The 24,032-nt window shown below is 73.0% G+C and carries 21 protein-coding genes; 12 read left to right on the top strand and 9 right to left on the bottom strand.

Annotation, left to right across the window (positions count from 1 at the left end):
* The first annotated feature begins 226 nt into the window (after positions 1-226).
* The 9 genes from dapA (at position 227) to QP090_RS04705 (ending at position 11,181) form a co-directional block, all read left to right on the top strand.
* Positions 227-1,165 (top strand): 4-hydroxy-tetrahydrodipicolinate synthase, encoded by a 939-nt coding sequence (gene dapA / locus QP090_RS04745; RefSeq protein WP_285937220.1) that lies wholly within the window; start codon positions 227-229, stop codon positions 1,163-1,165.
* Positions 1,162-2,847, top strand: a complete 1,686-nt coding sequence (locus QP090_RS04740) for a ribonuclease J (protein WP_285937219.1) — start codon at positions 1,162-1,164, stop codon at positions 2,845-2,847. Before dapA ends, QP090_RS04740 begins: the two co-directional genes overlap by 4 nt.
* A gap of 157 nt (positions 2,848-3,004) precedes the next feature.
* Positions 3,005-5,638 carry a DNA translocase FtsK gene (locus QP090_RS04735; RefSeq protein ID WP_285937218.1) on the top strand — a complete coding sequence of 878 codons (2,634 nt, stop codon included), beginning with the start codon at positions 3,005-3,007 and terminating at the stop codon, positions 5,636-5,638.
* Positions 5,639-5,805: 167 nt separating this feature from the next.
* Positions 5,806-6,603 (top strand): helix-turn-helix domain-containing protein, encoded by a 798-nt coding sequence (locus tag QP090_RS04730; protein ID WP_349666472.1) that lies wholly within the window; start codon positions 5,806-5,808, stop codon positions 6,601-6,603.
* A gap of 82 nt (positions 6,604-6,685) precedes the next feature.
* Entirely contained in the window at positions 6,686-8,113 is a 1,428-nt protein-coding gene (gene rimO / locus QP090_RS04725; RefSeq protein ID WP_285937215.1) for a 30S ribosomal protein S12 methylthiotransferase RimO, read from the top strand.
* On the top strand, positions 8,110-8,721 hold the full coding sequence (gene pgsA, locus QP090_RS04720; RefSeq protein ID WP_285937214.1) for a CDP-diacylglycerol--glycerol-3-phosphate 3-phosphatidyltransferase: 612 nt from the start codon (positions 8,110-8,112) through the stop codon (positions 8,719-8,721). The genes rimO and pgsA overlap by 4 nt, the downstream gene beginning before the upstream one ends.
* Positions 8,722-8,812: 91 nt before the next feature.
* Entirely contained in the window at positions 8,813-10,108 is a 1,296-nt protein-coding gene (locus tag QP090_RS04715; protein ID WP_285937213.1) for a CinA family nicotinamide mononucleotide deamidase-related protein, read from the top strand.
* Between the two features lie 111 nt (positions 10,109-10,219).
* Positions 10,220-10,576, top strand: coding sequence for a helix-turn-helix domain-containing protein (locus tag QP090_RS04710; RefSeq protein WP_285937212.1), 357 nt, complete (start codon positions 10,220-10,222; stop codon positions 10,574-10,576).
* 137 nt (positions 10,577-10,713) lie between these two features.
* Positions 10,714-11,181, top strand: coding sequence for a Dps family protein (locus tag QP090_RS04705; RefSeq protein WP_285937211.1), 468 nt, complete (start codon positions 10,714-10,716; stop codon positions 11,179-11,181).
* 58 nt (positions 11,182-11,239) lie between these two features.
* Here the strand turns inward: QP090_RS04705 and QP090_RS04700 are convergent, their stop codons facing one another.
* The 3 genes from QP090_RS04700 to QP090_RS04690 form a co-directional block, all read right to left on the bottom strand.
* On the bottom strand, positions 11,240-12,403 hold the full coding sequence (locus tag QP090_RS04700; protein ID WP_285937210.1) for a methyltransferase domain-containing protein: 1,164 nt from the start codon (positions 12,401-12,403) through the stop codon (positions 11,240-11,242).
* 31 nt (positions 12,404-12,434) lie between these two features.
* The gene (locus QP090_RS04695; RefSeq protein ID WP_285937209.1) at positions 12,435-13,352 is read right to left on the bottom strand and encodes a LysR family transcriptional regulator; all 918 of its coding nucleotides are present in this window, start codon (positions 13,350-13,352) and stop codon (positions 12,435-12,437) included.
* Positions 13,353-13,548: 196 nt separating this feature from the next.
* Positions 13,549-15,036 carry an MFS transporter gene (locus QP090_RS04690; RefSeq protein WP_285937208.1) on the bottom strand — a complete coding sequence of 496 codons (1,488 nt, stop codon included), beginning with the start codon at positions 15,034-15,036 and terminating at the stop codon, positions 13,549-13,551.
* A 71-nt stretch (positions 15,037-15,107) separates the two neighbouring features.
* Here QP090_RS04690 and QP090_RS04685 point away from each other — a divergent pair, with 71 nt between their 5' ends.
* Together QP090_RS04685 and QP090_RS04680 are read left to right on the top strand one after the other, a co-directional pair.
* A complete protein-coding gene (locus QP090_RS04685) occupies positions 15,108-15,410 on the top strand; it encodes an ArsR/SmtB family transcription factor (protein WP_285937207.1) in 303 nt (100 codons plus the stop codon).
* A 69-nt stretch (positions 15,411-15,479) separates the two neighbouring features.
* Complete coding sequence (locus QP090_RS04680; protein WP_285937206.1) at positions 15,480-16,586, top strand: NAD(P)-dependent alcohol dehydrogenase; 1,107 nt, start codon at positions 15,480-15,482, stop codon at positions 16,584-16,586.
* Here the strand turns inward: QP090_RS04680 and QP090_RS04675 are convergent.
* The 6 genes from QP090_RS04675 to QP090_RS04650 form a co-directional block, all read right to left on the bottom strand.
* Positions 16,553-17,341, bottom strand: coding sequence for a DNA-formamidopyrimidine glycosylase family protein (locus tag QP090_RS04675; protein ID WP_285937205.1), 789 nt, complete (start codon positions 17,339-17,341; stop codon positions 16,553-16,555). The two genes, QP090_RS04680 and QP090_RS04675, sit on opposite strands and share 34 nt — an antisense overlap.
* Before the next feature lies 1 nt (position 17,342).
* Positions 17,343-17,807 carry an RrF2 family transcriptional regulator gene (locus QP090_RS04670; RefSeq protein WP_285937204.1) on the bottom strand — a complete coding sequence of 155 codons (465 nt, stop codon included), beginning with the start codon at positions 17,805-17,807 and terminating at the stop codon, positions 17,343-17,345.
* 116 nt (positions 17,808-17,923) lie between these two features.
* Positions 17,924-19,384: a glycoside hydrolase family 3 protein gene (locus tag QP090_RS04665; protein WP_285937203.1), complete on the bottom strand. Its 1,461-nt coding sequence runs from the start codon at positions 19,382-19,384 to the stop codon at positions 17,924-17,926.
* A complete protein-coding gene (locus QP090_RS04660; RefSeq protein ID WP_285937202.1) occupies positions 19,381-20,223 on the bottom strand; it encodes a carbohydrate ABC transporter permease in 843 nt (280 codons plus the stop codon). Before QP090_RS04660 ends, QP090_RS04665 begins: the two co-directional genes overlap by 4 nt.
* Positions 20,220-21,191 (bottom strand): carbohydrate ABC transporter permease, encoded by a 972-nt coding sequence (locus tag QP090_RS04655; RefSeq protein WP_285937201.1) that lies wholly within the window; start codon positions 21,189-21,191, stop codon positions 20,220-20,222. Before QP090_RS04655 ends, QP090_RS04660 begins: the two co-directional genes overlap by 4 nt.
* Before the next feature lie 46 nt (positions 21,192-21,237).
* Complete coding sequence (locus QP090_RS04650) at positions 21,238-22,506, bottom strand: extracellular solute-binding protein (protein ID WP_285937200.1); 1,269 nt, start codon at positions 22,504-22,506, stop codon at positions 21,238-21,240.
* Between the two features lie 251 nt (positions 22,507-22,757).
* On the opposite strand from QP090_RS04650, the gene QP090_RS04645 reads away from it, so the two are divergent.
* Entirely contained in the window at positions 22,758-23,969 is a 1,212-nt protein-coding gene (locus QP090_RS04645; RefSeq protein WP_285937199.1) for an ROK family transcriptional regulator, read from the top strand.
* Positions 23,970-24,032: the final 63 nt, after the last annotated feature.

The following is a 24,032-nucleotide window of genomic DNA, read 5'->3' as shown; positions in this document are numbered from 1 at the left end:
GCGTTATTCAACCGAGTCCGGGAAGTGGCCGTCCTGACCCCGTAACGCCGGATTTGCGTGCCACGATGTGGAGGTGGAAGCCGTCGCCACGCGTACCCCCGAGCGTGTGGCGACGGCTTCTCCCCTGTCCGGCCCCGCGTCCGCCCGTCGGCCCGGCGCGGTGATCCGCCGCCGGAAGGGGACCTGAGGGTCCAAGCCGATCGGCCGGAACGGTACCGTTCGGTGCATGGCACCCAGCACAACGAGTGACGCTCCGTTCGGGCGGATGCTGACCGCTATGGTCACTCCGTTCCTGCCGGACGGCGGCGTCGACTACGACGGAGCCGCGCGCCTCGCGACCCACCTGGTCGACGAGCGGCGACACGACGGCCTCGTGGTCAACGGCACGACCGGTGAGTCCCCGACGACGGGCGACGCCGAGAAAGAGCGCCTCCTCCGCGCGGTGATCGAGGCGGTCGGCGACCGCGCCGTCGTCATCGCCGGTGCCGGGACCAACCACACCGAGCACACCCTGAATCTCGCCCGGCAGGCCGAGGCCGCCGGGGCGCAGGGCCTGCTGGTCGTCACCCCCTATTACAACAAGCCTCCGCAGGAGGGCCTGCTCCGGCATTTCACGGCGGTGGCCGACGCCACCGGCCTGCCGAGCATGCTGTACGACATCCCGGGCCGTACCGGGGTGCCGATCCACTCCGAGACCCTCGTCCGTCTCGCCGAGCACCCGCGGATCATCGCGGTCAAGGACGCCAAGGGCGACCTGTTCGCGGCCTCGCAGGTGATGGCCGAGACCGACCTGGTGTGGTACTCGGGCGACGACGTCCTCAACCTGCCCTGGCTGTCGGTCGGGGCGGCCGGGTTCGTCAGCGTGGTCGGACATGTCGTGGGCACCGAGCTCCATGAGATGATCGACGCGTACCGCGCCGGGGAGCAGGCGCGGGCCTTGGAGATCCATCGGCGGCTGCTGCCCGTGGTCGCCGCCATCATGACCCGTACGCAGGGCGCCATCGCCGTGAAGGCAGCGCTGAACCTGCTGGGCCTTCCGGGCGGCGGCCCGTTGCGCGCGCCGCTCGTCGAGGCCCCGCCGGAGTTCGCGGCGCGACTGCGTGAAGACCTCACGATTGGGGGAGTCAAAGTGCCGGAGGTAACCATCCCGGAGGTTCCTAGGTGAGCCATCCTCACCCCGAGCTCTCGCATCCGCCCACGCTCGCCGAAGGCGGGCTGCGCATCGTCGCACTGGGCGGTCTGGGGGAGATCGGCCGCAACATGACGGTCTTCGAGTACGGCGGACGCCTGCTCATCGTCGACTGCGGCGTGCTTTTCCCCGAAACCGAGCAGCCGGGCATCGATCTGATCCTGCCGGACTTCGAGTACATCCGAGATCGGCTCGACGACATCGAGGCGATCGTCCTCACGCACGGCCACGAGGACCACATCGGGGCCGTGCCCTACCTGCTGCGCGAACGCCGCGACATCCCGCTGGTCGGGTCGCGGCTCACGCTGGCGCTGCTGGAGGCCAAGCTCACCGAGCACCGCATCAAGCCGGTCACCGACGTCGTCCGCGAGGGCGAGACGCGGTCGTTCGGCCCGTTCGACGCCGAGTTCCTCTCGGTCAACCACTCGATCCCGGACGCGCTCGCGGTCGCGCTGCGCACCCCGGCGGGCCTGGTCCTGGCCACCGGCGACTTCAAGATGGACCAGCTCCCGCTGGACGGCCGGCTGACCGACCTCGGCGGGTTCGCCCGGCTCGGCGCCGAGGGCATCGACCTGCTGATGTCGGACTCGACCAACGCCGAGGTCCCCGGCTTCGTCACCAGCGAGCGCAACATCGGCCCGGTGATCGACGAGGTGTTCCGCACCGCGCAGGAGCGCCTCATCGTCGCCTGCTTCGCCTCGCACATCCACCGGGTGCAGCAGGTGCTGGACGCCGCCGTCGCCAACCGCCGCAAGGTGTGCTTCGTCGGCCGCTCGATGGTGCGCAACATGGGGGTCGCGCGCGAGCTCGGCTACCTGCGCGTGCCCGAGGGCATCATGGTCGAGCAGCGCGAGCTGGAGGACATCCCGGCCGACCGGCTGGTGCTGGTGTGCACCGGCTCGCAGGGCGAGCCGATGTCGGCGCTGTCGCGGATGGCCGGCCGCGACCACCAGATCAGGATCACCGACCGCGACACGGTGATGCTGGCCTCGTCGCTGATCCCGGGCAACGAGACCTCGGTCAACCGGGTCATCAACGGCCTGACCCGCTGGGGCGCCCGCATCGTGCACAAGGGCAACGCCCTGGTGCACGTGTCCGGGCACGCCTCCGCGGGCGAGCTGCTGTACGTGCTCAACATGACCAAGCCCGGCAACTTCATGCCGATCCACGGCGAGTGGCGGCACCTGCGGGCGCACGCCAAGCTGGCCGCGCTCACCGGGGTGCCCGACGACAACATCGTCATCGCCGAGGACGGTGTGGTGGTCGACCTGGTCGACGGCCAGGCCAGGATCGTCGGCGCGGTCCCGGCCGGGTACGTCTACGTCGACGGGCTGTCGGTCGGACAGGTCACCGAGACCTCGCTGAAGGACCGGCGGATCCTGGGCGAGGAGGGCTTCGTGTCCATCGTCGTCGGGATCGACTCCAGCTCCGGCAAGGTGGTCGCCGGGCCGGAGATCCACGCCCGTGGCGCCGGCATCGTCAACGAGGACTTCGACCAGGTCATCGAGCGGCTGGAGGCGGCCCTCCAGGACGCGGCCGGCGACGGCGTCAACGACGTGCACCAGCTTCACCAGATCATCCGGCGCACCGCCGGCAAGTGGGTGAGCGACAACTACCGCCGCCGCCCGATGATCATCCCGGTGCTCGTCGAGGTGTAGCCGAGGCACAGCAGGGGCCGGCGGCCTTCGGGCCACCGCGGGCGACCGCGAGGCCACGCGCCGTATTCGCGTGGTCTTGCGGTCGTTCGCCCTCTGCCTGGCAACACGCCGGTTCCGTGCCGGGGCACGCCGCTGCTCCTTGGTTACTCTCGTAACCATGGCCACACGTGCGTCCGGGGGAGCGAAGACCACATCCTCGCGTACCGGGGGCGGCGCGGCTCGCAAGCCGGCGGGGCCCGCCCCGCGCAAACGCCCGAGCGGCGGGGCGAAGGGCGGCGGCAAGAGCGGCCGGGGTTCGGGCGGCCGGGGCCGCCCCCCGCAGAAGCCGGATCCGATCCCGCAGCTCATCGTCGGCTTCTTCAAGCTGATCTTCAAGCTCTACCACCTGGCGGCGGTCGGCGTCGGGTCGGTCTTCCGCGCCTACGGGCACGGCGCCCGCAGCCTCGACGCCGAGCACCAGCGCGACGGTCTCGGCCTCGCCCTGCTCGGCGCGTCGATCGTGCTGGCCTCGGTCACCTGGTGGCGGCCCGACGGGGTGGTCACGATCGCGCTGGAGCAGGTGGTGCGCGGCGGCATCGGCATGGTGGCCATGGCCCTCCCGGTGCTGCTGGCGCTGCTGGCCTGGCGGACGCTGCGCCATCCCGAGCACCACGAGGACACCGGACGCGTCGTCATCGGCATCACCGCCCTCGGCGTCGGCGTGCTCGGCATCCTGCACGTCGCCGCGGGCCTGCCCACCCCGGCCAAGGACATGGACGGGGTCCGGCACGCGGGCGGCGTCATCGGCTGGCTGGTCGCCGCGCCGCTCGACGCGGCGCTCAGCGGCTGGGTGGCGGTGCCGCTGCTGCTCCTGCTGTCGGGCTTCGGCGTGCTGGTCGTCACCGCGACGCCGATCGCCAAGGTCCCCGAGCGGATGACCGACCTGTGGGCCGTGGCGACGTTGCAGGGCCGTCCGGACCGTCCCGACGCGCTCGCCGCCGGCGCCGCCCCCAAACCGCGCCGCAAGGGCCGCGGCAAGGGTGGGGGCAAGGGCGGCGACGAGCCGCGCGACGAGGACGGGCTGGAGGTCGGCGAGCACTCCAAGCCGTACGACACCCCGCTGCTGAAGGACGGGCCGAAGAAGCGCGCCAAGCCCCAGCGCGACCTCGCCGACGACCTCTTCGACCCCGAGCCGTTCGCCGAGATCCCGCCGCAGGCCACCGCGCTGGAGGACGAGGACGACTTCCCGCCGCCGCCCGAGCCCGAGCCCGACCTCGAGCACGAGGTGCCCGACCCGACCCCGGCGCCGGCCCGCACCGAGCAGCTCCCGCTGTCGTCGTCCGGCGAGATCTACGAGCTGCCCGACCCGGCGATGCTGCGTCCCGGCAGCGTCTCCAAGGCCCGCACCAAGGGCAACGACACGGTGGTCAACGCGCTCACCGCGGTGCTGGAGCAGTTCGACATCGACGCGCAGGTCACCGGGTTCACCCGGGGTCCGACCATCACCCGGTACGAGATCGAGCTGGGCCCGGCGGTCAAGGTCGAGAAGGTCACCGCGCTGACCAAGAACATCGCCTACGCGGTCAAGAGCGCCGACGTGCGGATCATCTCCCCGATCCCCGGCAAGTCCGCGATCGGGGTGGAGATCCCCAACGTCGACAAGGACATCGTCAGCCTCGGCGACGTGCTGCGCTCGCCCGCCGCGACCAGCGAGCACCACCCGATGATCGTCGGGCTGGGCAAGGACGTCGAGGGCCGCACGGTGGTGGCCAACCTGGCCAAGATGCCGCACATCCTGATCGCCGGCGCGACCGGCGCGGGCAAGTCCACCTGCATCAACGGCCTGATCACCTCGGTGCTGATGCGGGCCACCCCGGACGAGGTGCGGATGATCCTGGTCGACCCCAAGCGGGTCGAGCTGACCATGTACCAGGGCATCCCGCACCTGATCACCCCGATCATCACCAATCCCAAGAAGGCCGCCGAGGCGCTGGAGTGGGTCGTCGGCGAGATGGACCGGCGCTACGACGACCTGGCCGCCTCGGGGTTCCGGCACATCGACGACTTCAACAAGGCGGTGCAGGCGGGCAAGCTCACCGCGCCCCCCGGCAGCGAGCGGGTCTACACCCCCTACCCGTACATGCTGGTGATCGTCGACGAGCTCGCCGACCTGATGATGGTCGCGCCGCGCGACGTCGAGGACTCGGTGGTGCGGATCACCCAGCTCGCCCGCGCCGCCGGCATCCACCTGGTGCTGGCCACCCAGCGCCCGAGCGTCGACGTGGTGACCGGCCTGATCAAGGCCAACGTGCCGTCCCGGCTGGCGTTCGCGACGTCCTCGCTGGCCGACAGCCGGGTCATCCTCGACCAGCCCGGCGCCGAGAAGCTGGTCGGGCAGGGTGACGCCCTGTTCCTGCCGATGGGCGCCAGCAAGCCGATGCGGTTGCAGAACGCGTTCGTCGCCGAGAAGGAGATCAGCGGGATCGTCGGCCACTGCAAGGGGCAGATGGAGGCGGCCTACCGCGAGGACGTCACCGACGTCGCCGGTCCGAAGAAGGAGATCGACGGCGACATCGGCGACGACATGGACCTGCTCGTCCAGGCGATCGAGCTGGTCGTCAGCACCCAGTTCGGGTCCACCTCGATGCTCCAGCGCAAGCTGCGGGTGGGGTTCGCCAAGGCCGGCCGGCTGATGGACCTGATGGAGAGCCGCGACATCGTCGGGCCGAGCGAGGGCTCCAAGGCGCGCGACGTGCTCGCCAAGCCCGACGACCTCCCGGGGGTCCTGGCCGAGCTCCGCGGCGGCTCCTGAGCCCCCTGGACGGTCCGCGGCGGCGCCCGGTCGTACCGGTCGACCTGGGGCGTTCCGCGCCGCCGTGGCGGAGCGGGACCGGATCGGGCATGGTGGAATGATGCGCAATCTTGCCCTGTTTCGAACGTGTTGTCTGTCGCTCAGCGGGCATTGCGGTTTCTAGACTGGTGTCGCTGGAGTGTGGGGTTGGGCATGGTCGCTCTCAAGGGAGGCTCGGCGTGAGCATCGGTGAGACCTTGGCGAGAGAGCGACGGCGGGCCGGTCTCACGGTCACCCAGGTGAGCCTTCAGACCAGGGTCCGCGAGACCGTCATCCGCGGGATGGAGAACGACGACTTCTCCGTGTGCGGCGGCAACTTCTACGCCCGCGGCCACATCCGCAACATCTCCCGGATGATCGGCATCGACCCCGAGCCGCTGGTCCGCGACTTCGACGAGTCGCACGGCGGCGCGCCGCAGCCCGTCTCGGCGCTCGAGCCCGAGCATCCGGTCGCGTTCCGCGAGCGCCGCTCGCCGAACTGGAGCGCGGCGATGGCCCTCGCGTTCGCGCTGGTGGTCATCTACGGGGTCGTCCAGGTGTTCGGCGGTGGAGGCGGGCCCGAGCGGCGCACCGCCCGGCAGGTGGCCGGCACCCCGGGCCCGGCGGGCGCCGCCAACCCCGTGGCGCCCGCGCCGAAGAAGAACGACCCGGTGGTCGAGGCGCCGCGCAAGAACGTCGAGGTGCGCCTCAAGGCCAAGCGCGCCACCTGGGTCAACGTGCGCGGCGACAAGGGCCGGACGTTGTTCAGCGGCACCATCCGCCGGGGCGACGCCCGGAAGTGGAAGGCCCGCAAGAAGCTCATCATCCTGATGGGCAGCGGCGGCGGCATGAAGGTCACCGTCAACGGCAAGGACATCGGTTCGCCCGGCAAGGGCGGCCGGGTGCTGCGGCTGAGCTTCACCCCGCGCGACCCCGAGACCGCCTGAACCAGCCCGAACCCGCCTGAAACCCGCCGCGAAGGCGTGGCCCACGGTCGGTCCGGGACGCCGGGACCATTACCTTAGGGGCATGTCTGCACGCCGCAAGGTCTCCCTCGTCACGCTCGGATGCGCCCGCAACGAGGTCGACTCCGAAGAGCTCGCCGCCCGCATCGAGGGCGCCGGCTGGGACCTGACGGCCAGCTCCGAGGGCGCCGACGTGGTGGTGGTCAACACCTGCGGCTTCATCGAGGCGGCCAAGAAGGACTCCATCGACACGCTGCTGGCCGCGCACGACTCGGGCGCCAAGGTCGTCGCCGCAGGCTGCATGGCCGAGCGGTACGGGGCCGAGCTGGCCGAGGCGCTGCCCGAGGCCGACGCCGTGCTCAGCTTCGACGACTACGGCACGATCGGCGACCGCCTCGACGACGTGATGGCGGGCCGCGAGCACCGGCCGCACGTCCCGCGCGACCGCCGCACCCTGCTGCCGATCAGCCCGGCCGAGCGGTCCGCGTCGGCGCCGCAGGTGTCCATTCCCGGCCACGGCGAGGTTTCCGGCCACGGCGACCTCCCCGAGGGGAGGTCGCCGGCGAGCGGCCCGCGGGTGCTGCGGCGACGGCTCGGCGGCGGCCCGGTCGCCCCGCTGAAGCTGGCGTCCGGCTGCGACCGCCGGTGCACCTTCTGCGCCATCCCCGCGTTCCGCGGCGCCTACGTGTCGCGGCCCCCGGCGGAGGTGCTGGAGGAGGCCCGCTGGCTCGCCGGGCACGGCGTCCGCGAGCTGGTGCTGGTCAGCGAGAACTCCACCTCCTACGGCAAGGACCTGGGCGACCTGCGCGCCTTGGAGAAGCTGCTCCCCGGCCTCGCGGGCGTCGACGGCATCGAGCGGGTGCGGGTCAGCTACCTCCAGCCCGCCGAGACGCGGCCGGGCCTGATCGAGGCGATCTGCGCGACGCCCGGCGTCGCGCCCTACTTCGACCTGTCGTTCCAGCACGCCAGCGGCCCGGTGCTGCGCTCGATGCGGCGGTTCGGCGACCGCGAGCGGTTCCTCCAGCTGCTCGACCAGATCCGCGCCCAGGCACCCGAGGCGGGCGTGCGGTCCAACTTCATCGTGGGGTTCCCGGGCGAGTCCGAGGCCGACTTCGACGAGCTCGCCGCGTTCCTCACCGACGCCCGGCTCGACGCGATCGGCGTCTTCGGCTACTCCGACGAGGACGGTACCGAGGCCGCCCACCTGGACGGCAAGGTCGACCCGGCCGATGTCGCCGCCCGCGTCGAGGAGCTGACCGCGCTCGCCGAGGAGCTGTCCGCCCAGCGCGCCGAGGACCGGATCGGCACCGAGGTCCGCGTCCTGCTGGAGGAGAAGGGCGAGGACGGCGGCTTCGAGGGACGCGCCGAGCACCAGGCCCCGGAGGTCGACGGCACCGTCACGGTGCACGGGGAGGGGCTCGCCCTGGGCGACATCGTTACGGCGAGGGTGACCGGCAACGACGGCGTGGACCTGGTTGCGGACGTGTCATGACCGCCGGCACCCCCGACTCCGCCGCCGGTCCGCCCGATCCGTCCCCGCACCCCGCCCCGCCCAGCGTCTACAACATCGCCAACGCCCTCACCCTGATCCGGATCGCGCTGGTCCCGGTGTTCGTGTGGCTGCTGTTCCTCGACGGCACCGCGATGCGGCTGGCCGCGTTCGTGGTGTTCGCGATCGCCTCGATCACCGACAAGATTGACGGTGATCTGGCCCGCAGCCGCGGGCTGGTCACCGACTTCGGCAAGATCGCCGACCCGATCGCCGACAAGGCGCTGACCGGCGGCGCGCTGATCAGCCTGTCGGTCCTCGGCGAGCTGTGGTGGTGGGTGACCGCGGTGATCCTGGTCCGCGAGGTCGGGATCACGCTGCTGCGCCTGGTGGTGATCCGGCACGGGGTGATCCCGGCCAGCAAGGGCGGCAAGCTGAAGACGGCGCTCCAGGTCTTCGCGATCGGCTTCTTCATCCTGCCCGGCCCGCTCGACCCGGTCCGCTGGGCCCTGATGGCCGCCGCGCTCGTCGTCACGATCGTGACCGGCGTCGACTACCTCGTCCAGGCATGGCGCCTGCGCGGCGCCCGCCGGGACCGTCCGGCGGCCTGAGCGGCGCCGGCCGCCCGAGGAGCACCCCTCCCGCCCGGGGCGGGAGCGGTAGATTCGGCGGCGTCCTGGCGGTTCGGATGGAGGGGGCGCGGTGCGGGTCGAACTGCTCACCGTCGGCGACGAGCTGCTGCTCGGCGACACGATCAACGGGAACGCGGCGTGGCTGGGCCGGCGGCTGGCCGATCACGGCGTCGAGGTGACCCGCAGCGTGGTCGTCGGCGACGAGACGGACGTGATCGTCCAAGCCGCCGGGGCCGCGCTGGAGCGGGCCGACGCCGTGATCACCACCGGCGGGCTCGGGCCCACCTACGACGACCTCACCCGCGACGCGCTGGCCAAGGCGGCCGGGGTACCGCTGATCCGCGACGCCGCGCTGGAGCGGCGGCTGCGTGAGCGGGCCGCCGCGTCCGGCCTGGAGTTGGAGCCGATGGCCCTGCGGATGGCCGAGGTCCCCGAGGGGGCGGGCCTGCTCCGCAATACGGCGGGCAGCGCCCCGGGGCTGCGGGTGGAGCTGCCCGGCGGGGTGGTCTACGCGCTGCCCGGCGTCCCGTTCGAGATGCGGACCATCATGGACGAGGTGGTGCTGCCGGAGCTGGCCGCCCGCGCGGGCCGGCCGGAGGTCGCGCGGCGCACGCTGCGCACCGCCCGGCTGTGGGAGTCGATGATCGCCACCCGGCTGGCGCCGGTGGAGGCGATGCCCGGCGTCAAGCTGGCCTACCTGCCCGACCCGGCCGAGGTGAGGATCCGGATCACCGCCGTCGGCCCGGACGCCCGGACCCTCCTCGCGGACGCTGAGGCGGGCGTGCACGCGGCCCTCGGCGACGCGGTCTACGGGGAGGGGGCCGAGGGCCTCGACCGGGTGGTGCACCGGCTGCTGGCCGAGCGGTCGGCGACGGTCGCCGTGGCCGAGTCGCTGACCGGCGGGCTCATCGGCGCCGAGCTGACCGCCATGCCCGGCTCGTCGGCGACCTACGCGGGCGGCGTGGTCGCCTACGCGACGGAGCTGAAGCACCGGCTGCTGGGCGTCCCCGAGGCCCTGCTGGCCGAGCACGGCGCCGTGCACCCGGAGGTGGCCGCCGCCATGGCCGAGGGCGTGCGGGACCGTCTCGGGGCCGCCTACGGGCTCGCGGTGACCGGTGTGGCGGGTCCCGAGCCCCAGGACGGGCATTCGGTTGGGACGGTTTATGCCAGTGTGGCCGGACCGGGAGGTCTGCTGACGGTGACCATGCCGCGACTCCCCGTGCCCGGGGCCGGGCCCGAGATCCGCCCGGTGATCCGCAGAATGACCGTCGTGCACGCCCTTGAGCTGCTTAGACGGACTCTGCTGGGTCTTGACGTGGACGACGCGGCGCGCGAGGGTCGAGGCGTTCGGGAAGAGACGGGCTGATTACAGCGTTACGTTCCGAGCGAACACGAAATCAACGGTCTGCCGCGCCCACCGCCCGGCCGGGTACGGTGGAACCGGCAGATGGTCCGAACTGAGGGAGGGAGCGAGACGATGGTCCTGCTTCGCCAGCTGCTCGGTGACGTACTGCGGCAGCTGCGGCTGCGCCAGGGACGCACCCTCCGTGAAGTGTCCGCGGCGGCACGGGTTTCCCTCGGCTATCTCTCCGAGGTAGAGCGGGGTCAGAAAGAGGCGTCTTCGGAGTTGCTCGCCTCGATCTGCAAGGCCCTGGGAGTGCCGCTGTCGCACGTTCTGCGCGGGGTCGCCGACTCATTGGCGCTCGCCGAGCTTCAGCACGAGCCCGTCATGGCGGGCGCGCCACCCGAGCATGAGCGCATCACCACCGAGAGCATTCCGGCCACCCCCGAGGAGATCACCGGCGAACTCCGGCCCGACATGGTGGCGGCCTGACGCTCATTTGACCCGAAGACTCTCATTTGACCCAAAAGAGACCGCGGGTGTGCGCGGGCTCACGAGTGAGGTCGGCATAGGAGGGGATCCTTCTCCGTTGTAACGGTCACACCGGAACGACGCGGAAGGAGCCCCTGATGGCGGCGGTCAAGAGCACGCTCACCGAGGCGGCGCGCAAGACCACGGGCGAGGCGCTCCAGGGCGCCCTCGTCGACCTGATCGACCTCTCTCTGGTGGCCAAGCAGGCGCACTGGAACCTGACCGGGCGCAACTTCAAGGTGGTGCACGAGCACCTCGACGAGGTGGTCGACCTGGCCCGGCAGGGCGCCGACGACGTGGCCGAGCGCGCCGTGGCGATCGGGGTCAACCCCGACGGCCGCGCCCGCACGGTCGCCGACCGCACGGCGCTGCCGCAGCTCGAGGCGGGCTACCTCGCCGACGACAAGGTCGTCGCAGCGGTCACCGACACCCTCGCGCAGATCATCGGCCGGTTCCGCGAGCGGATCGCGGCGACCGACGAGCCCGACCCGGTCACCCAGGACCTGCTGATCGGCCTCACCGCCGGCCTGGAGAAGCAGCACTGGATGTTCCAGGCGCAGACCTGACGGGTCCCGCCCGAGCCCGCTGATCCCGTCCTGATCCCGCCGCCCGGCGCGCGCCCGGCTAGGGCGGCCTGACGATCTGGGCGGGACGGTCGAGCCAGACCGCCTGGCCGGCCGGACCCGCCGTCAGGCCGAAGCGCTCGCGGCACGGCCGTCCCCAGGACACCCAGGCGAAGTAGGCGGCCTCCACCTCGTCCCACAGACGCCGGGCCCCGTACTGGAGGACGGTGTGGTCACCATCGCCCGGCACGAAGTCGGCCGCGGCCCAGGCGGGGTCGGCGCCCTGGTTCTCGATCGCCCAGATCCGGCACGAGCCGTCCGGCGCCGTCGCGATCTGCGACCGGACCCCCGGTACCTGCGCCGCGATCGCGACCTCGGCGCCGGCGGAGTCGCTCAGCGTCGCCCGCGGGTCCAGGCGGGTGGTCGAGGCGTCGGCGTCCGCGGACGGCCCGGGCACGCCGGACGGGCGGCGCTGCGAGCGCAGCATCATGAACCCCGCCGCGCCGGTCAGCCGTCCGGTGGCCGTCGCGTCACCGGTGACGGTGAGCCGCGCGACGTGCCCCATGCCCCAACCGGGCGACCACGGGAACACCAGCACCCCGCCCGGCCTGGACTGCCCGGCCCACGCGTCGGGGACGCGCTCGACCCCGCAGGTCACGTGCACCCGGTCGTACGGCGCGCCGTCCGGGGCGCCGTCCGCGCCGTCGCCCGCCAGCAGCCGCGGCGACAAGCCCGCGGCCTCCAGGTTGGCGGCGGCGCGGGCGCTCAGCGCCCCGTCGATCTCCACCGAGGTCACGTTCGGCGCGCCGAGCCGCCAGGCCAGCAGCCCGGCGGTCCAGCCGGTCCCGGTGCCGATCTCCAGTACCCGGTGGTGGTCGAGCGGGCGCAGCGCGTGCAGGAAGATCACCACGACGCTCGGCGAGGAGCACGAGCTGGTCCAGGTGCCGGCCCCGTCCGCCGCGCCGTCGTCCACCTGCGCGGCGATCGCGGCGTCGGAGTAGACCGCGTCCCACCAGGCGTCCGGATCGGCGTCTCGGTCGATCGCGAAGCTCTCGTACCGCGGCCGGTCCGGCACCACCAGGGCCGACGGCGGCGCGAACAGGTGCCGGGGGACCGCGTGCAGCGCCGCGCGCCACCGCTCGTCGGTCAGCCGCCCGGCCCGCGCGAGCGCGTCCGCCAGCCGGTCGACGCGGTCGCGCAGGTCCCCGGGCGCCTCGGTGGTCATCCCCCCACTCTGCGCGGGGGGCGCCGGGGACTCAACGTGCGGGGTCGGCGAGTCGGCCGGGCCGCCCGGTGAGATGCTCGAGGACGGTGTCGGCGAACTCCCTGGCCAGGGGCGTGAGCGCGTCCCACTGGCGGGCCGCCCAGCCGGCGGTGAGCGGCGGGAGGCCGGGGATCGGGACCAGCCGCACCACCGCGCCCATGCCGAGATTCCAGCCCGGCAGGGCGGGCAGGATCGCGTGGCCGAGGCCGAGCTCGGCCAGGAGCAGGGCGGTGTCCCAGTCGGCGACGCTGGTGCTGGACGCGAGCCGCACGCCGTGCAGGTCCAGGTGCCGTTCCAGGTGCAGGCGCGAGGTGGAGTGCGGGGGCAGCTCGATGTGCCGGATGCCCGCGAGGTCCTCCAGCGCGATCGACGGGCGGTGCGAGATGGGGTCGTCGGTGCGCGCGGCGAGCACCCACGGCAGCTCGCAGGAGGGCCGCTGCTCCACCCCGTCGAACGGCGGGCCGATCGTGACCCAGGCCAGATCGGTGTCGTGCGCCCGGACGGACTCCAGGCAGCGGCGGCTGGACCCGGCGGTCTCGAACTGGAGCGCGGCGTCGGGATGGCGGGTCCGGAAGCCGGCCACGCCCCCGGCCATGAAGTGCCGGACGGTGGTGGCGCCGGTGGCGATCCGGACCGTGCCGCCGACGCCCCGGCGCAGGTCGTCCAGCCGGCGGAGCGCGGTGCCGATCCCGGCGATGCCGTCGGCCGCCGCGCGGTGCAGGATCCGGCCCGCCCCGGTCGGGGCGACACCCCGGGGGAGCCGTTCGAGGAGGGGGAGCCCGGTCTCGCGCTCGAGCCGCTTCACGTGCTGGCTGACGGCCGACTGGCTACAGGACAGGTCGCGGGCCACGGCGCTCAGGTTGCCGGACTCGCAGACGGCGACGAACACGCGTAGATCGTCCAAGGTCATACCGGCCAAGGTATTGCTTGGGTCTCATCAAGGAAAGCCGAGAATTGACTTGGGTGGCGAGCCGTCGCAGGATCGGCGTACGGGCGCAGGATCCGGCGACCCGGCAAGGCGGCGACCCGTCCGGGTCCGGGGGACCTGGGCGCCAGGGCATCTGCCCGGACGGGCGTCGACCGCCCGGGCAGATGCCCTGGCGCGTTCAGCCCGCCTTGGCGGCCAAGGTCCGCGCCCCGGTGCCGATGCCGGCGAGCGAGGCCAGGACGGCGATGCCGAACACCGCGGCGAACGAGGTGGCCTCCTCCCAGCCGGCCGAGACGCCGAAGGCGAGCACGGCGCCGCTCAGTCCGGTCATCAGCGCCACCGAGAGCGTCTCCGAAAGCTGGAGGCCCGCGCTGGCCGCGCCCTCCTCGCCGGCCTTGGCCTGGCCGAGCGCGAGGGTGGTCACCGACGGGTAGACCAGGCCCATGCCGAGGCCGCCGACGCCCCAGCCGACCGCGGCCAGCGCCACCGGCAGCGCCGGATGCACCGCGACGGTCGCCACGAGCAGGCCGAGGCCCGCGACGAGCAGCACGAAGCCGGCCATCACCCGCATCCGCCGTCCCCGGTCGCCGCCGCGCTCGTCGAAGCGGGCCTGGAGCCATGCGCCGCCCACCCAGGTGATGGCGCCGACCGCGAGGGCGAGGCCCGCCTGGGTGCTGGACAGCCCGTACACCGTGGTCATCGTCAGGGGGAAGAACGCCTCGCTGCCGTAGTAGGCGACGCTCACCAGGCCGCGCACCGCCACCGCGCTCGGCAGGCCGCGGCGGAGCCGCAGCGTGCCCGGCGGGAGCAGGCGGCGCAGCACCGGGATCGTGATCGCCAGGCCCACCAGCACCAGCGGGACGAGGTAGAGCGGCTCGCGCGCGTCGAGTCCGGCCATCAGCGCGCCGACGCCGATGGCGAGGGCGAGCGTCGCCCACAGCCGCCCCCCGCCGGACGGGCCGCCGTCCGCGCCGTCCGCGCCGTCCGCGCCGTCCGCGCCGTCCGCGCCGTCCGCGCCGTCCGCGCCCGCCCCGCTCGGGCCGAGGCCGCGCAGGCCGGGCAGGGTCAGGACGGCGGCGATCGGGACCGCCGGGATGAAGACGGCGAACACGATCCGCCAGTCGGTGGAGTCGGCCAGCCGGCCGAGCAGCACCGGCCCGATCAGCGCCGGGAGCGTCCAGCAGGAGGCCACCAGCGCGAGCATCTTGGCCCGCAGCCGCTCGGGGTAGGCGCGCCCCACGCTGAGGTAGACCAGCGTGAGCACCCCGCCCACGCCGAACCCCTGGGCGGCCCGCGCCGCGAGCAGGACCGGCCAGTTCGGCGCCACCGCGGCGGCCGCGCACCCAGCGGTGAACACCGCGAACGCGATCAGATAGGGGCGGACGGCGCCGGTCCTGTCGGCCAGCCGGCCCGCCAGCACGGTCCCGACCATGTTGGCCAGCATGAAGCCGGTGAAGGCCCAGCCGAACAGGGACAGGCCGTCCAGCTCGGACGCGACCTTCGGCAGGACCGTGGTGACGCCCAGCCACAGGAACGCCACCACCGTGACCGAGAGGGTGAGGCCGATGGTCAGGGCCCGGTGGCGGGGGGACAGCACCGTCTCGGTGGGGGCCGCCTCGGCGGAGTCGGGCGGTGCCGTGGTCGGACCCTCGGCTGGTTCGGGCATCGCCGCTCCTATATAGGGGATTCACTATTTAGGATTTCGACTATATAGAGAGAGGGCGATAGAGTGTCAACATGATCGAGAGCGACGCGCGGCACGTGGCGATGCTGCGGGCCCTGGGGCACCCCGTGCGGCTCGGCATCGTGCAGCGGCTCGCCGTCGAGCCGGAGACCTGCGCCTGCGACTTCACCGCGGTGTTCGGGGTGAGCCAGCCGACGATCAGCCAGCACCTCAAGGTGCTCCGCGAGGCCGGGCTGGTGACCACCCGCCGGCACGGCACCCAGATCTGCTACTCGGTGGCCCCCGCGGAGTTCGCCGAGCTGGCCGGCCTGCTGGCCGGCCTCGGTCGGGCGGTCCTGGCGCCGGCCGCCGGCTGAGCGCGATACTCGACCCGTCGGGACGACGGTCGAGAGCGCGGGCGGGCCCGCGCCGGAGGGGCGGGGCCGATGCGCGCGTTTCGGATCGAGGAGTGGCAGCGGCCACCGCGGCTGGTGGAGGTGCCCGACCCCGAGCCGGGACCGGGCCAGATCCTGGTCGAGGTCGCCGGCTGCGGGCTGTGCCACTCCGACTTCACGATGATGGGCATGCCGGCCGAGGTCGGCGGGGCCCTCGGCTGGCACGCGCCGTTCACGCTGGGCCACGAGACCGCGGGCCGCATCGCGGCCATCGGCACCGGTACGGGCACGGGCACCGGCACGGGCGCGCCGCCGCTCGCGCTCGGCGACCCGGTCGCGCTCGTCTCGCCCGCGTCGTGCGGCACGTGCTGGTACTGCGTGCGCGGGCAGGACGGCTCATGCCCGAACGGTCTCGCGGGACGCGGGTACGGGCGCGACGGCGGGCTGGCCGAGTACGTCCTGGTCGATGGCGCCCGCGACCTCGTCCCGCTGCGCACCCTCGACCCGCGCACGGCCGGCCCGCTGACCGACGCGGGCGCGACGGCCTATCACGCGGTGCGGCGCGTCCTGCCGCGCGTCCTGCCGGACGGCGTCGCGGTGGTGATCGGGGCGGGCGGCCTCGGCGCGTTCGCCGTGCAGTTCCTGCGCGCCCTCACCGCCGCGCGCGTGATCGCGGTCGACCCCGTCCCCGCGCGGCTGGAGTTCGCCCGCGAGCTCGGCGCCGACGAGGCGCTCGAGGGGGCCGGCGACACCACCGCGGCCGAGATCCGGGAGCTGACCGGCGGGCGCGGCGCCGACGCGGTGCTCGACTTCGCGGGCGCCGACGCCACGATTCGCGCCGGGCTCGCCGCGGTGCGGCCGGGCGGGGCGTACGGGCTGGTCGGCGCGTCCGGCGGGACGTTCGACCGGCCCTGGTTCGGCGGGCTGCCGCGCGACGGTGAGGTGTTCACCTTCCAGGGCTCGACGATCGCCGACGTCCAGGAGGTCGTGGCGCTCGCCGAGCGCGGCGTGGTCCGCAACGAGGTCGAGCTCTTCCCGCTCGACCGGGTGCAGGACGCCTACGCCAGGCTCGACAAGGGCGAGCTGCGCGGACGGGCGGTGGTCGTGCCGGGCGGCGGGCCTGATCAGGGGGCGGGCTGGCAGCGGGGGCACCAGTAGGTGACGCGCTCGCCCGCGTCGGAGGGCTGCCCGGCCCGCTGGATCGGAGTGCCGCAGCGGCGGCAGGGGCGTCCGGCCCGTCCGTACACCCAGTGCGTGTGGCCGCGCCGCAGGTCGCCGGTGGTGACGTGCCCGTGGCGTTCCTTGTTGGCGTCCAGCAGCCGGTGGGACAGCTCGACCAGGTCGGGCAGGCCGTTCACCTCGCCCACCGGCGTCCACGGGTGGACGCCGCGCAGGAAGAGGATCTCGGCCTTGTAGACGTTGCCGATGCCCGCCAGCCCGGACTGGTCGAGCAGGGCCTCGCCGACCGCGCGGCCGGGCCGCTCGCCCAGCCTCCGCACGGCCTCGGCGGCGAGGGCGGGCCCCCAGCCGGGGTCGAGCAGGTCGGGGCCGAGATGCCCGACCGCCGCGGCCTCGTCGGCGGTGCGCAGCAGCTCGACCACGCCGAGGGAGTAGCCGACCGCCTGCCACTCGGCGTTGGCGAGGATCAGCCGGACGCGGTGGTCGCGCGGCGGCGGCCCGGCCCGGCGGATCTGCCAGCGGCCCTCCATGAGCAGGTGCGTGTGCACGGTGAACCCGCCCTCGACCCGCACCAGGAGGTGCTTGCCGCGCGGCACCGCCTCGCGGACCGTCCGGCCGCGCAGGTCGGTGGCGGCGAGCCGCGGTACGCGGAAGTCCGAACGCGTCAGGGGCCGCCCGGCGAGCGCCTCGTGCAGGCGCCGGGCGGCCAGCCAGACGACATCGCCCTCGGGCATGTCAGATGAAGGAGGGGCTTTCCCAGGCGGCGGGGTCCTCGGTGAGCTTGCGGACCGGCTCGGGCAGCTCGCCCGCGGCGATGTGCGCGAGGCTCACCCGCTCGAGGATCGCGCGCTCGCTGGCGCGCAGCGCGATCCAGACCTCCTGGAGCGAGCGCGCGGGGCCTTCGTACCCGACATGCTCGGGCCGTTCGCCCCGCACGCCGAGCAGCGGGCCGTCGATCGCGCGGATGATGTCGGCCATGGAGATCTGCTCGGCCGGCTTGGCGAGCCAGTAACCCCCCTCCGGGCCGCGCTGGCTGCGGATGATCCCGGAGCGACGCAGCTGGCCGAGGATGTTCTCCAGGAACTTGGGCGGGATCTGCTGGGCCTCGGCGAGCTGGACCGCGGTGACCGGATGACTTCCGGCCACCGCCAGCTCCGCGGAGGCACGCAGCGCGTAGTCGACCCGGGCGGACAATCGCATGCGCCTATTATCCCTTGCCGATCGGACTGGTCGGGCTTTAGGGGTGCCCCATGACCGGAAACCCGCCACGGCGGCGGCCCGAGAACCTCCGGGCCGCCGCCGTGGCCGCCGGCCCGTCAGGCCCCCGCGCCGCCGGGCCCGGCCAGGCCGAGCAGTTCCGCCGCAGCCTGGGCGTTGGCCTGCGCGGCGCCGTACGTCGCGAGGTGGACGGCGGCTTCGGGCCGCCACACGGGCAGCCCCATCTCCACCACGACGGCGTCCGGACGGGCGGTCAGCAGGGCCGTCGTCAGGGCCCGCTGGCCCGAGTGCCGGTGCGCGTCGCGGAGCACGATGACCAGCCCCCGGCCCTTGGCACGCTCCAGCAGACCGGGCGCCTCCTCCACCGTCCCCGCGGCGTGCACGGCGTCGGACGCCCAGGGGGCCAGGCCCCAAGGGGTCGGGCCGACGGCGATGTTGCCGGTCGAGGCCAGCCCGACGACCAGGGGCGACCCGTCCCAGCCGGGCAGGGCCCCCGACACCCGCAGCGCGCGCCGCGCCGCGTCCAGGCCGGCGGCGCGGTCGACCCTGGCGGCGCCGTGCCCGGCGAGCCACTCCTTGAGCCGCCGGGTCCGCTCGGCGGCGTCCGCCAGCCGTTCCGGGGCGAGCCGGCCGGTGCGCACGGCCTCGTCGATCGCCGCGAACGTCGCGCGGACGGTGTCGGCGTGCTCGTGCGGGCCGAGGCACAGCAGGTCGGCCCCGGCGATCAGGGCGCGCACCGACGCCTCGGGGATCCCGATCGCCCCGCTCGCGCCGCGCATGTCCAGCGCGTCGGTGACGATCACCCCCTGGTGGCCTAGCCGCTCGCGGAGCAGCCCGGTGATCGCCTCGGGGGAGAGGGTGGCCGGCACCCCGTGGGTGATCTGGGGCAGGTTGAGGTGCCCGGTCATCACCGCCCGGGTGCCGGCCTCGATCGCCGCCCGGAACGGGACCAGCTCGCGCCGGTCCAGCAGCGCCAGGTCGGCGTCGACGATCGGGACGCCGAGGTGGGAGTCCTCGACGGTGGCGCCGTGCCCGGGGAAGTGCTTGGCGCACGCCGCCACGCCCGCCTCCTGGGTGCCGGCCACGGCCGCCGCCGCGTGCCGGGCCACCAGCGCGGCGTCCGGCCCGAACGAGCGGGTGCCGATCACCGGGTTGTCGGCGGCGGTGTTGACGTCCACCGACGGGGCGAAGTTGAGGTTCACCCCGACCTCGGCCAGCTCGGCGCCGAGCGAGCGGTAGACGCGGCGGGTCAGCTCCGGGTCGTCCACCGCGCCGAGCGCGGCGTTGCCCGGATAGGGGCTGCCGGTCAGGTGCCCGCCGAGGCGGGTGACGTCGCCGCCCTCCTCGTCGATGGTGACGAACGGGTCGCCGGACTTGCGCATCTCGGCGGTGAGCCCGGCCAGCCCCTCGGGGCTCGGCACGTTGCCGTTCAGCGCGAACACCGTGACGCCGCCGAGGCCCTGCTCCAGCTCGTCGCGGAGCCAGCGGGGGACGGTGGAGCCGGAGAAGCCGGGGAGCAGCGTGCCGCGCGCCAGCCGGGAGATCTCGCCGCCGGTCATCCCTTCACCGCCCCGGCGGTGAGGCCCGACACCATGCGGCGCTGGACGAGCAGGAAGAAGACGATGACGGGAATGGTCAGCAGCGTCGACGCCGCCATGATGGGCCCCCATGCGTTGCCGCTGCGTCCGAAGAAGAACTGCAGCATGATCGGCAAGGTGTACTTGTCCTGGTCGTCCAGGAAGGTGAAGGCGAAGATGAACTCGTTCCACGCGGTGATGAAGGAGAAGATGCTGGTGGCGACCAGGCCGGGCGCGACCAGCGGCAGCAGCACCGTGAAGAACGTCCGGATCGGGCCGGCGCCGTCGATCGCCGCCGCCTCCTCCAGTTCCTTCGGGACCGCGGCCACGAAGCCGCGCAGCATCCAGATCGCGAACGGCGCCGCGAACCCGATGTAGACGATCGCCAGGCCGGGCAGGCTGTCGAGCAGCTCCAGCCGCTTCAGGTCCAGGAACAGCGGGATGACCAGCGCCTCGCACGGCACCATCTGCACCACCAGCAGCATGATCAGAAAGGTGGTGCGGAACCGGAACCGGAACCGTGCCACCGCCGTCGCCGCGAGCAGCGCCATCAGGCCCGACACCAGCACGGTGACGATCGCCAGGATCGCGCTGTTGCGGAAGTAGGCCCAGAACGACACCTCCGCGATGCCGCCGTTGAGCACCAGGTCGAAGTGCTCCAGGGTCGGGTGCGCGGGCAGCGGCTTGGGCGTGCTGCTGAAGATCTCGTTGTTGGGCTTGAACGCGGTCGAGGCCATCCAGAAGACCGGGAAGATCGAGGCCAGGAAGACCAGGACGCCGGTCCCGTTCAGGGTGATCTTGCGGAGCCTGCGCGATCTCATCGGGTCTCCCCCTGACGCACCATGACCCGCACGTACAGGGCCGTGACGATGAGCAGCACCACCGTCAGCACCATCGCGATCGCCGAACCCATGCCGAGCTTGGGATTGAGCGATCCGAACGCCTCGGAGTAGGCGTACAGCGACAGGTTGAACGAGTCGCGGTTGGCCAGCCCGGCCATCACGAACAGCTGGGTGAAGACCTTGAAGTCCCAGATGATCGACATGACCACCAGCACCAGGAAGATCGGCTTGAGGATCGGCACGGTGATGCTCCAGAACGTGCGCCAGGGCCCCGAGCCGTCCACCCGCGCGGCCTCGTACAGCTCGCTCGGCATGCTCTTGAGCCCGGCCAGCACCGACACCGCGACGAACGGGCACGCCTGCCAGACCACGCAGACCGTCAGCACCGTGTAGGCCGACAGCGGCGTGGCGAACCAGTTGTAGTCGTCCCAGCCGCCGCCGACGAGCCAGTCGGGCAGCAGTGCGAGCAGCCAGTCGACCACGCCGCCGGTGGTGCCGAACAGCCAGGAGAAGATGATCGCCGCGGTGACCGGCGGGGTGGCCCAGGCCACCATCACGCCGCTGGCGACGAAGCCGGACATCCGCCGGCCGAGCTTGTTGAGCAGCAGGCCGATCAGGGTGCCGACGACGAGGGTGAGCGAGACCGCCACGAGCGCGAACAGCACGGTGTGCCGCAGGGTCTGCCAGAAGAACGGGTCCTTGAAGATCGTGGCGAAGTTCTCGGTGCCCACCTGCTCGGCGGGCTCGCCGCGAAGCTGGCGGTTGCCGACCTTCTGGAACGCCATGACGCCGATCTGGATCACCGGCCAGAACATCAGCACGGCGATGACGACGACGGTCGGCGCGATCAGCAGGTACGGCCCCATGCGGGGGCGGCGGCGGGGACGCGCCGGGCCGGAGGATCTCCGGCCCGGCGCCTTCCGCGCCGCGGGAGCGGTGTCGAGCATGGACTCCAGTCCGATCAGCGGGTACGGGGCGGCGCGGACCGCGCGGTCACGGGTTGAGCAGCGTGTTGGCCTGCTCGTTGGCCTTCTTCAGCTCGCCGTCGGCCGCCTTGCCCTGCATGATCGCCTTGACCGTGTTCGGCAGCACCTTCTTGGCCTGCTCGAACTCGGCCCAGCCCGCGGTGATCGGCGGGAACTTGGTGCTGCCGGCGATCTCGGTGAAGATCTCCAGCTTGGGGTCGCTGAACTTCACGTCCCCGCGCATCGACGAGAAGCCGCTGTAGTCGGCCCACGCCTTGGCGTTCTTGGCGTTGTTCAGCACCGTCATGTAGTCGAACGCGGCGCTCTTGGCCTTGGTGTCCTTCCAGACCGCCACGTCCGAGCCGCCCGCCATCACCGGCGCGTTGCCGCCGGTCTTGGCCGGGATCGGGAACACCGCCCACTTGTCGGCGTCCTTCGCGGAGATCTTCTTCATCTCCTTCAGCGCCCAGCTCCCGTCGATGTACATCCCGAGCTTGCCGAGCGCGAAGTCGCGCTGCGGGCCCTCCAGCTCGTTCTTGCCGATGTACTTCTGCGGGGCGACCTTCTCCTTGGTGACCAGGCCGGTGTAGAAGTTCACGGCCTCGACGGCCTGCGGCTGGTCGAGCTTGCCCGCCCACGTGCCGCCGTCCTTGGAGGCCACCTCGCCGCCGTTGCCCCAGATGAAGCTGAGGAGCGCGTTGGTCTGGTCGCTGGGCGCGCCGATCCCGGGGATCTTCTTGGCGTCCTGGAGCTTCTTGGCCGCGGCGGACAGGTCGGCCCACGTCTTCGGCTGCTGGATGCCGGCGTCCTGGAACCAGTCGGTCCGATACCAGACGCCGCGGACGCCGCCGTACCAGGGCATCGCGTAGGTCTTGCCGCCCGACTGGTCGTTCTGCAGCGCCGCCTTGTTGAGGGTCTTGGCGTCGGCCCATCCGGAGATCAGGTCGCTGATGTCGGCGAGGCTGCCCTGCTCGACGTGCGACTGCACGTCGGTGTTGCCGATCTCGGTCACGTCCGGGCCCTCGCCGCCGGCGGCGGCCTTCTGGAAGGTGGTGGCGACCTGCGGCCACGGCACGTACTTGATCTGGACGTCGGTGCCCGGGTGCTTCTGCTTGAACTCGGTCTCGACGCCGTCCAGGAACTTGGTCTGCTCCGGGGTCCCGTCGCCCATCATCCACACCTTGAGCTGCGCGGGGTCCTTGCCCGAGCCCGCGTCGCCGTCATCGTCGCCGCCGCCGCAGGCCGTGGCGGCCAGGGCGATCGCGGCCGTCGCGGCCGCAATCTTGATGTACTTCACTGGGGGATCCTTTCCGGCATCGCCTCGCGTGGCCGTCCGGCCGCGGTGCGGTCGGAGCCGGGCCGCACCCTTTAGGGTCCAGCCATGCCCGGCTCCTCCTCGCACCGGCCGCGGGCGCCCTGCTCGCCAGTCGGCGCTCTGCGTGCGCCCCCCGTCCCGGGGTGGGGGCCGGGGCGCTGGGGGTAAACTAACAAGAAACTTTCCTAAACAAAACCGCTCGTTAGCGGATTGAGACATCGAGGGGGCGCATCATGGCCAGACGCCCGGGAACACCGCGGCTGCTCCGTGAGCTGAACGACCGGTCGGCGCTGGACCTGCTGCTCGGGCAGGGCCCGCTGACCCGCGCCCAGATCGGCGAGCACACCGGGTTGTCGAAGGTCACCGCCTCCCAGTTGCTGTCCAGGCTCGAGGAGCGCGGGCTGGTCGAGGTCGTCGGGGAGCAGGCGGGGGGCCGCGGCCCGAACGCGGCGCTCTACGGGGTGGTGCCGTCGAGTGCCTACGTCGCGGGCCTGGAGGTGGGGCCGGACGGGGTCACCGCCGGCGTCGCCGACATCACGGGCTGTATCGCCGCCCAGGTCACGGTCGATCCTAACGGCGCGGACGATCCGGTGAAAATGGTGCACAACGCGGTGGTGAAGGCGTGCCGCTCGGCCAAGGTCGCGGTCTCCAGGCTCAGCGCCTTCGTCATCGGGACCCCCGGCGTCGTCGACCCGCGCTCCGGCGACGTCCAGTTCTCCTTCGACCTCCCGGCCTGGCATGAAGGCGTGCTCGCCGCGCTCAAGACCGACCTGCGCCGGCCGGTGACGATCGAGAACGACGTCAACCTGGCGGCGCTGGCCGAGCGGGCCTACGGCGCCGCCCGCGACGCCGAGGACTTCGCGCTCATGTGGTTCGACCGCGGCATGGGCCTGTCGGTGATGCTCGGCGGCCGGCTGCACCGCGGCCGGTCCGGGGGCGCCGGGGAGATCGGCTACCTGCCCGTGCCGGGGGCGCCCCTCCCGCTGGCGGCGGCCCGCCGCGGACCCGAGGACGAGGGGTTCACCGAGTCGACCACCTGGGGCAAGCCGGCCCTGGCCGGCGGCTACGGGTCACTGGTCGGCGCCGACGCCGTGCGCGCGCTGGCGCACGAGTACGGCATCGCCGGGCCGAGCGCCGTCGCGTGCGTCCAGGACGCCGCCGCGGACGAGGACCGCGGCGGCCCGTTCCTCGATGAGCTGGCCAACCGGATCTCCTACGGCGTGACCTCGGTGAACATCGTGCTCGACCCGGGCCTGGTGGTGCTGTCGGGCCAGCTCGGCCGGGCCGGTGGACGTCCGCTGGCGACCCGGATAGAGCGTGCCGTGGGCCGCATCAGCCCGACCCGCCCGACCGTCGCGGTCACCGAGGTCGAGGGCAACCCCGTGCTGCGCGGCGCCCTGCACGCCGCCCTGGAGCAGGCCCGCGACGAGGTCTTCTCCGCCTGACCCCGCGAGGGGCGGGCACCGGCTCCCGCACGGACGCCGGAGCCCCCGGCGAACGCCGGAGCG

Source organism: Actinomadura xylanilytica (assembly GCF_030283145.1).
GTDB lineage: Bacteria > Actinomycetota > Actinomycetes > Streptosporangiales > Streptosporangiaceae > Spirillospora > Spirillospora xylanilytica.
This window is presented reverse-complemented; position numbering and strand designations above follow the sequence as displayed.

What these genes read in the sequence shown, in the direction of transcription:
- QP090_RS04710 (WP_285937212.1), top strand. Translation starts at nt 10,220, where the DNA reads ATGGTCCTGCTTCGCCAGCTGCTCGGTGACGTACTGCGGCAGCTGCGG.
- QP090_RS04705 (WP_285937211.1), top strand. Translation starts at nt 10,714, where the DNA reads ATGGCGGCGGTCAAGAGCACGCTCACCGAGGCGGCGCGCAAGACCACG.
- QP090_RS04645 (WP_285937199.1), top strand. Translation starts at nt 22,758, where the DNA reads ATGGCCAGACGCCCGGGAACACCGCGGCTGCTCCGTGAGCTGAACGAC.
- dapA (WP_285937220.1), top strand. Translation starts at nt 227, where the DNA reads ATGGCACCCAGCACAACGAGTGACGCTCCGTTCGGGCGGATGCTGACC.
- QP090_RS04685 (WP_285937207.1), top strand. Translation starts at nt 15,108, where the DNA reads ATGATCGAGAGCGACGCGCGGCACGTGGCGATGCTGCGGGCCCTGGGG.
- QP090_RS04665 (WP_285937203.1), bottom strand. Translation starts at nt 19,384, where the DNA reads ATGACCGGCGGCGAGATCTCCCGGCTGGCGCGCGGCACGCTGCTCCCC.
- QP090_RS04655 (WP_285937201.1), bottom strand. Translation starts at nt 21,191, where the DNA reads ATGCTCGACACCGCTCCCGCGGCGCGGAAGGCGCCGGGCCGGAGATCC.
- QP090_RS04680 (WP_285937206.1), top strand. Translation starts at nt 15,480, where the DNA reads ATGCGCGCGTTTCGGATCGAGGAGTGGCAGCGGCCACCGCGGCTGGTG.
- pgsA (WP_285937214.1), top strand. Translation starts at nt 8,110, where the DNA reads ATGACCGCCGGCACCCCCGACTCCGCCGCCGGTCCGCCCGATCCGTCC.
- QP090_RS04690 (WP_285937208.1), bottom strand. Translation starts at nt 15,036, where the DNA reads ATGCCCGAACCAGCCGAGGGTCCGACCACGGCACCGCCCGACTCCGCC.
- QP090_RS04670 (WP_285937204.1), bottom strand. Translation starts at nt 17,807, where the DNA reads ATGCGATTGTCCGCCCGGGTCGACTACGCGCTGCGTGCCTCCGCGGAG.
- QP090_RS04675 (WP_285937205.1), bottom strand. Translation starts at nt 17,341, where the DNA reads ATGCCCGAGGGCGATGTCGTCTGGCTGGCCGCCCGGCGCCTGCACGAG.
- QP090_RS04700 (WP_285937210.1), bottom strand. Translation starts at nt 12,403, where the DNA reads ATGACCACCGAGGCGCCCGGGGACCTGCGCGACCGCGTCGACCGGCTG.
- QP090_RS04735 (WP_285937218.1), top strand. Translation starts at nt 3,005, where the DNA reads ATGGCCACACGTGCGTCCGGGGGAGCGAAGACCACATCCTCGCGTACC.
- rimO (WP_285937215.1), top strand. Translation starts at nt 6,686, where the DNA reads ATGTCTGCACGCCGCAAGGTCTCCCTCGTCACGCTCGGATGCGCCCGC.
- QP090_RS04660 (WP_285937202.1), bottom strand. Translation starts at nt 20,223, where the DNA reads ATGAGATCGCGCAGGCTCCGCAAGATCACCCTGAACGGGACCGGCGTC.
- QP090_RS04695 (WP_285937209.1), bottom strand. Translation starts at nt 13,352, where the DNA reads ATGACCTTGGACGATCTACGCGTGTTCGTCGCCGTCTGCGAGTCCGGC.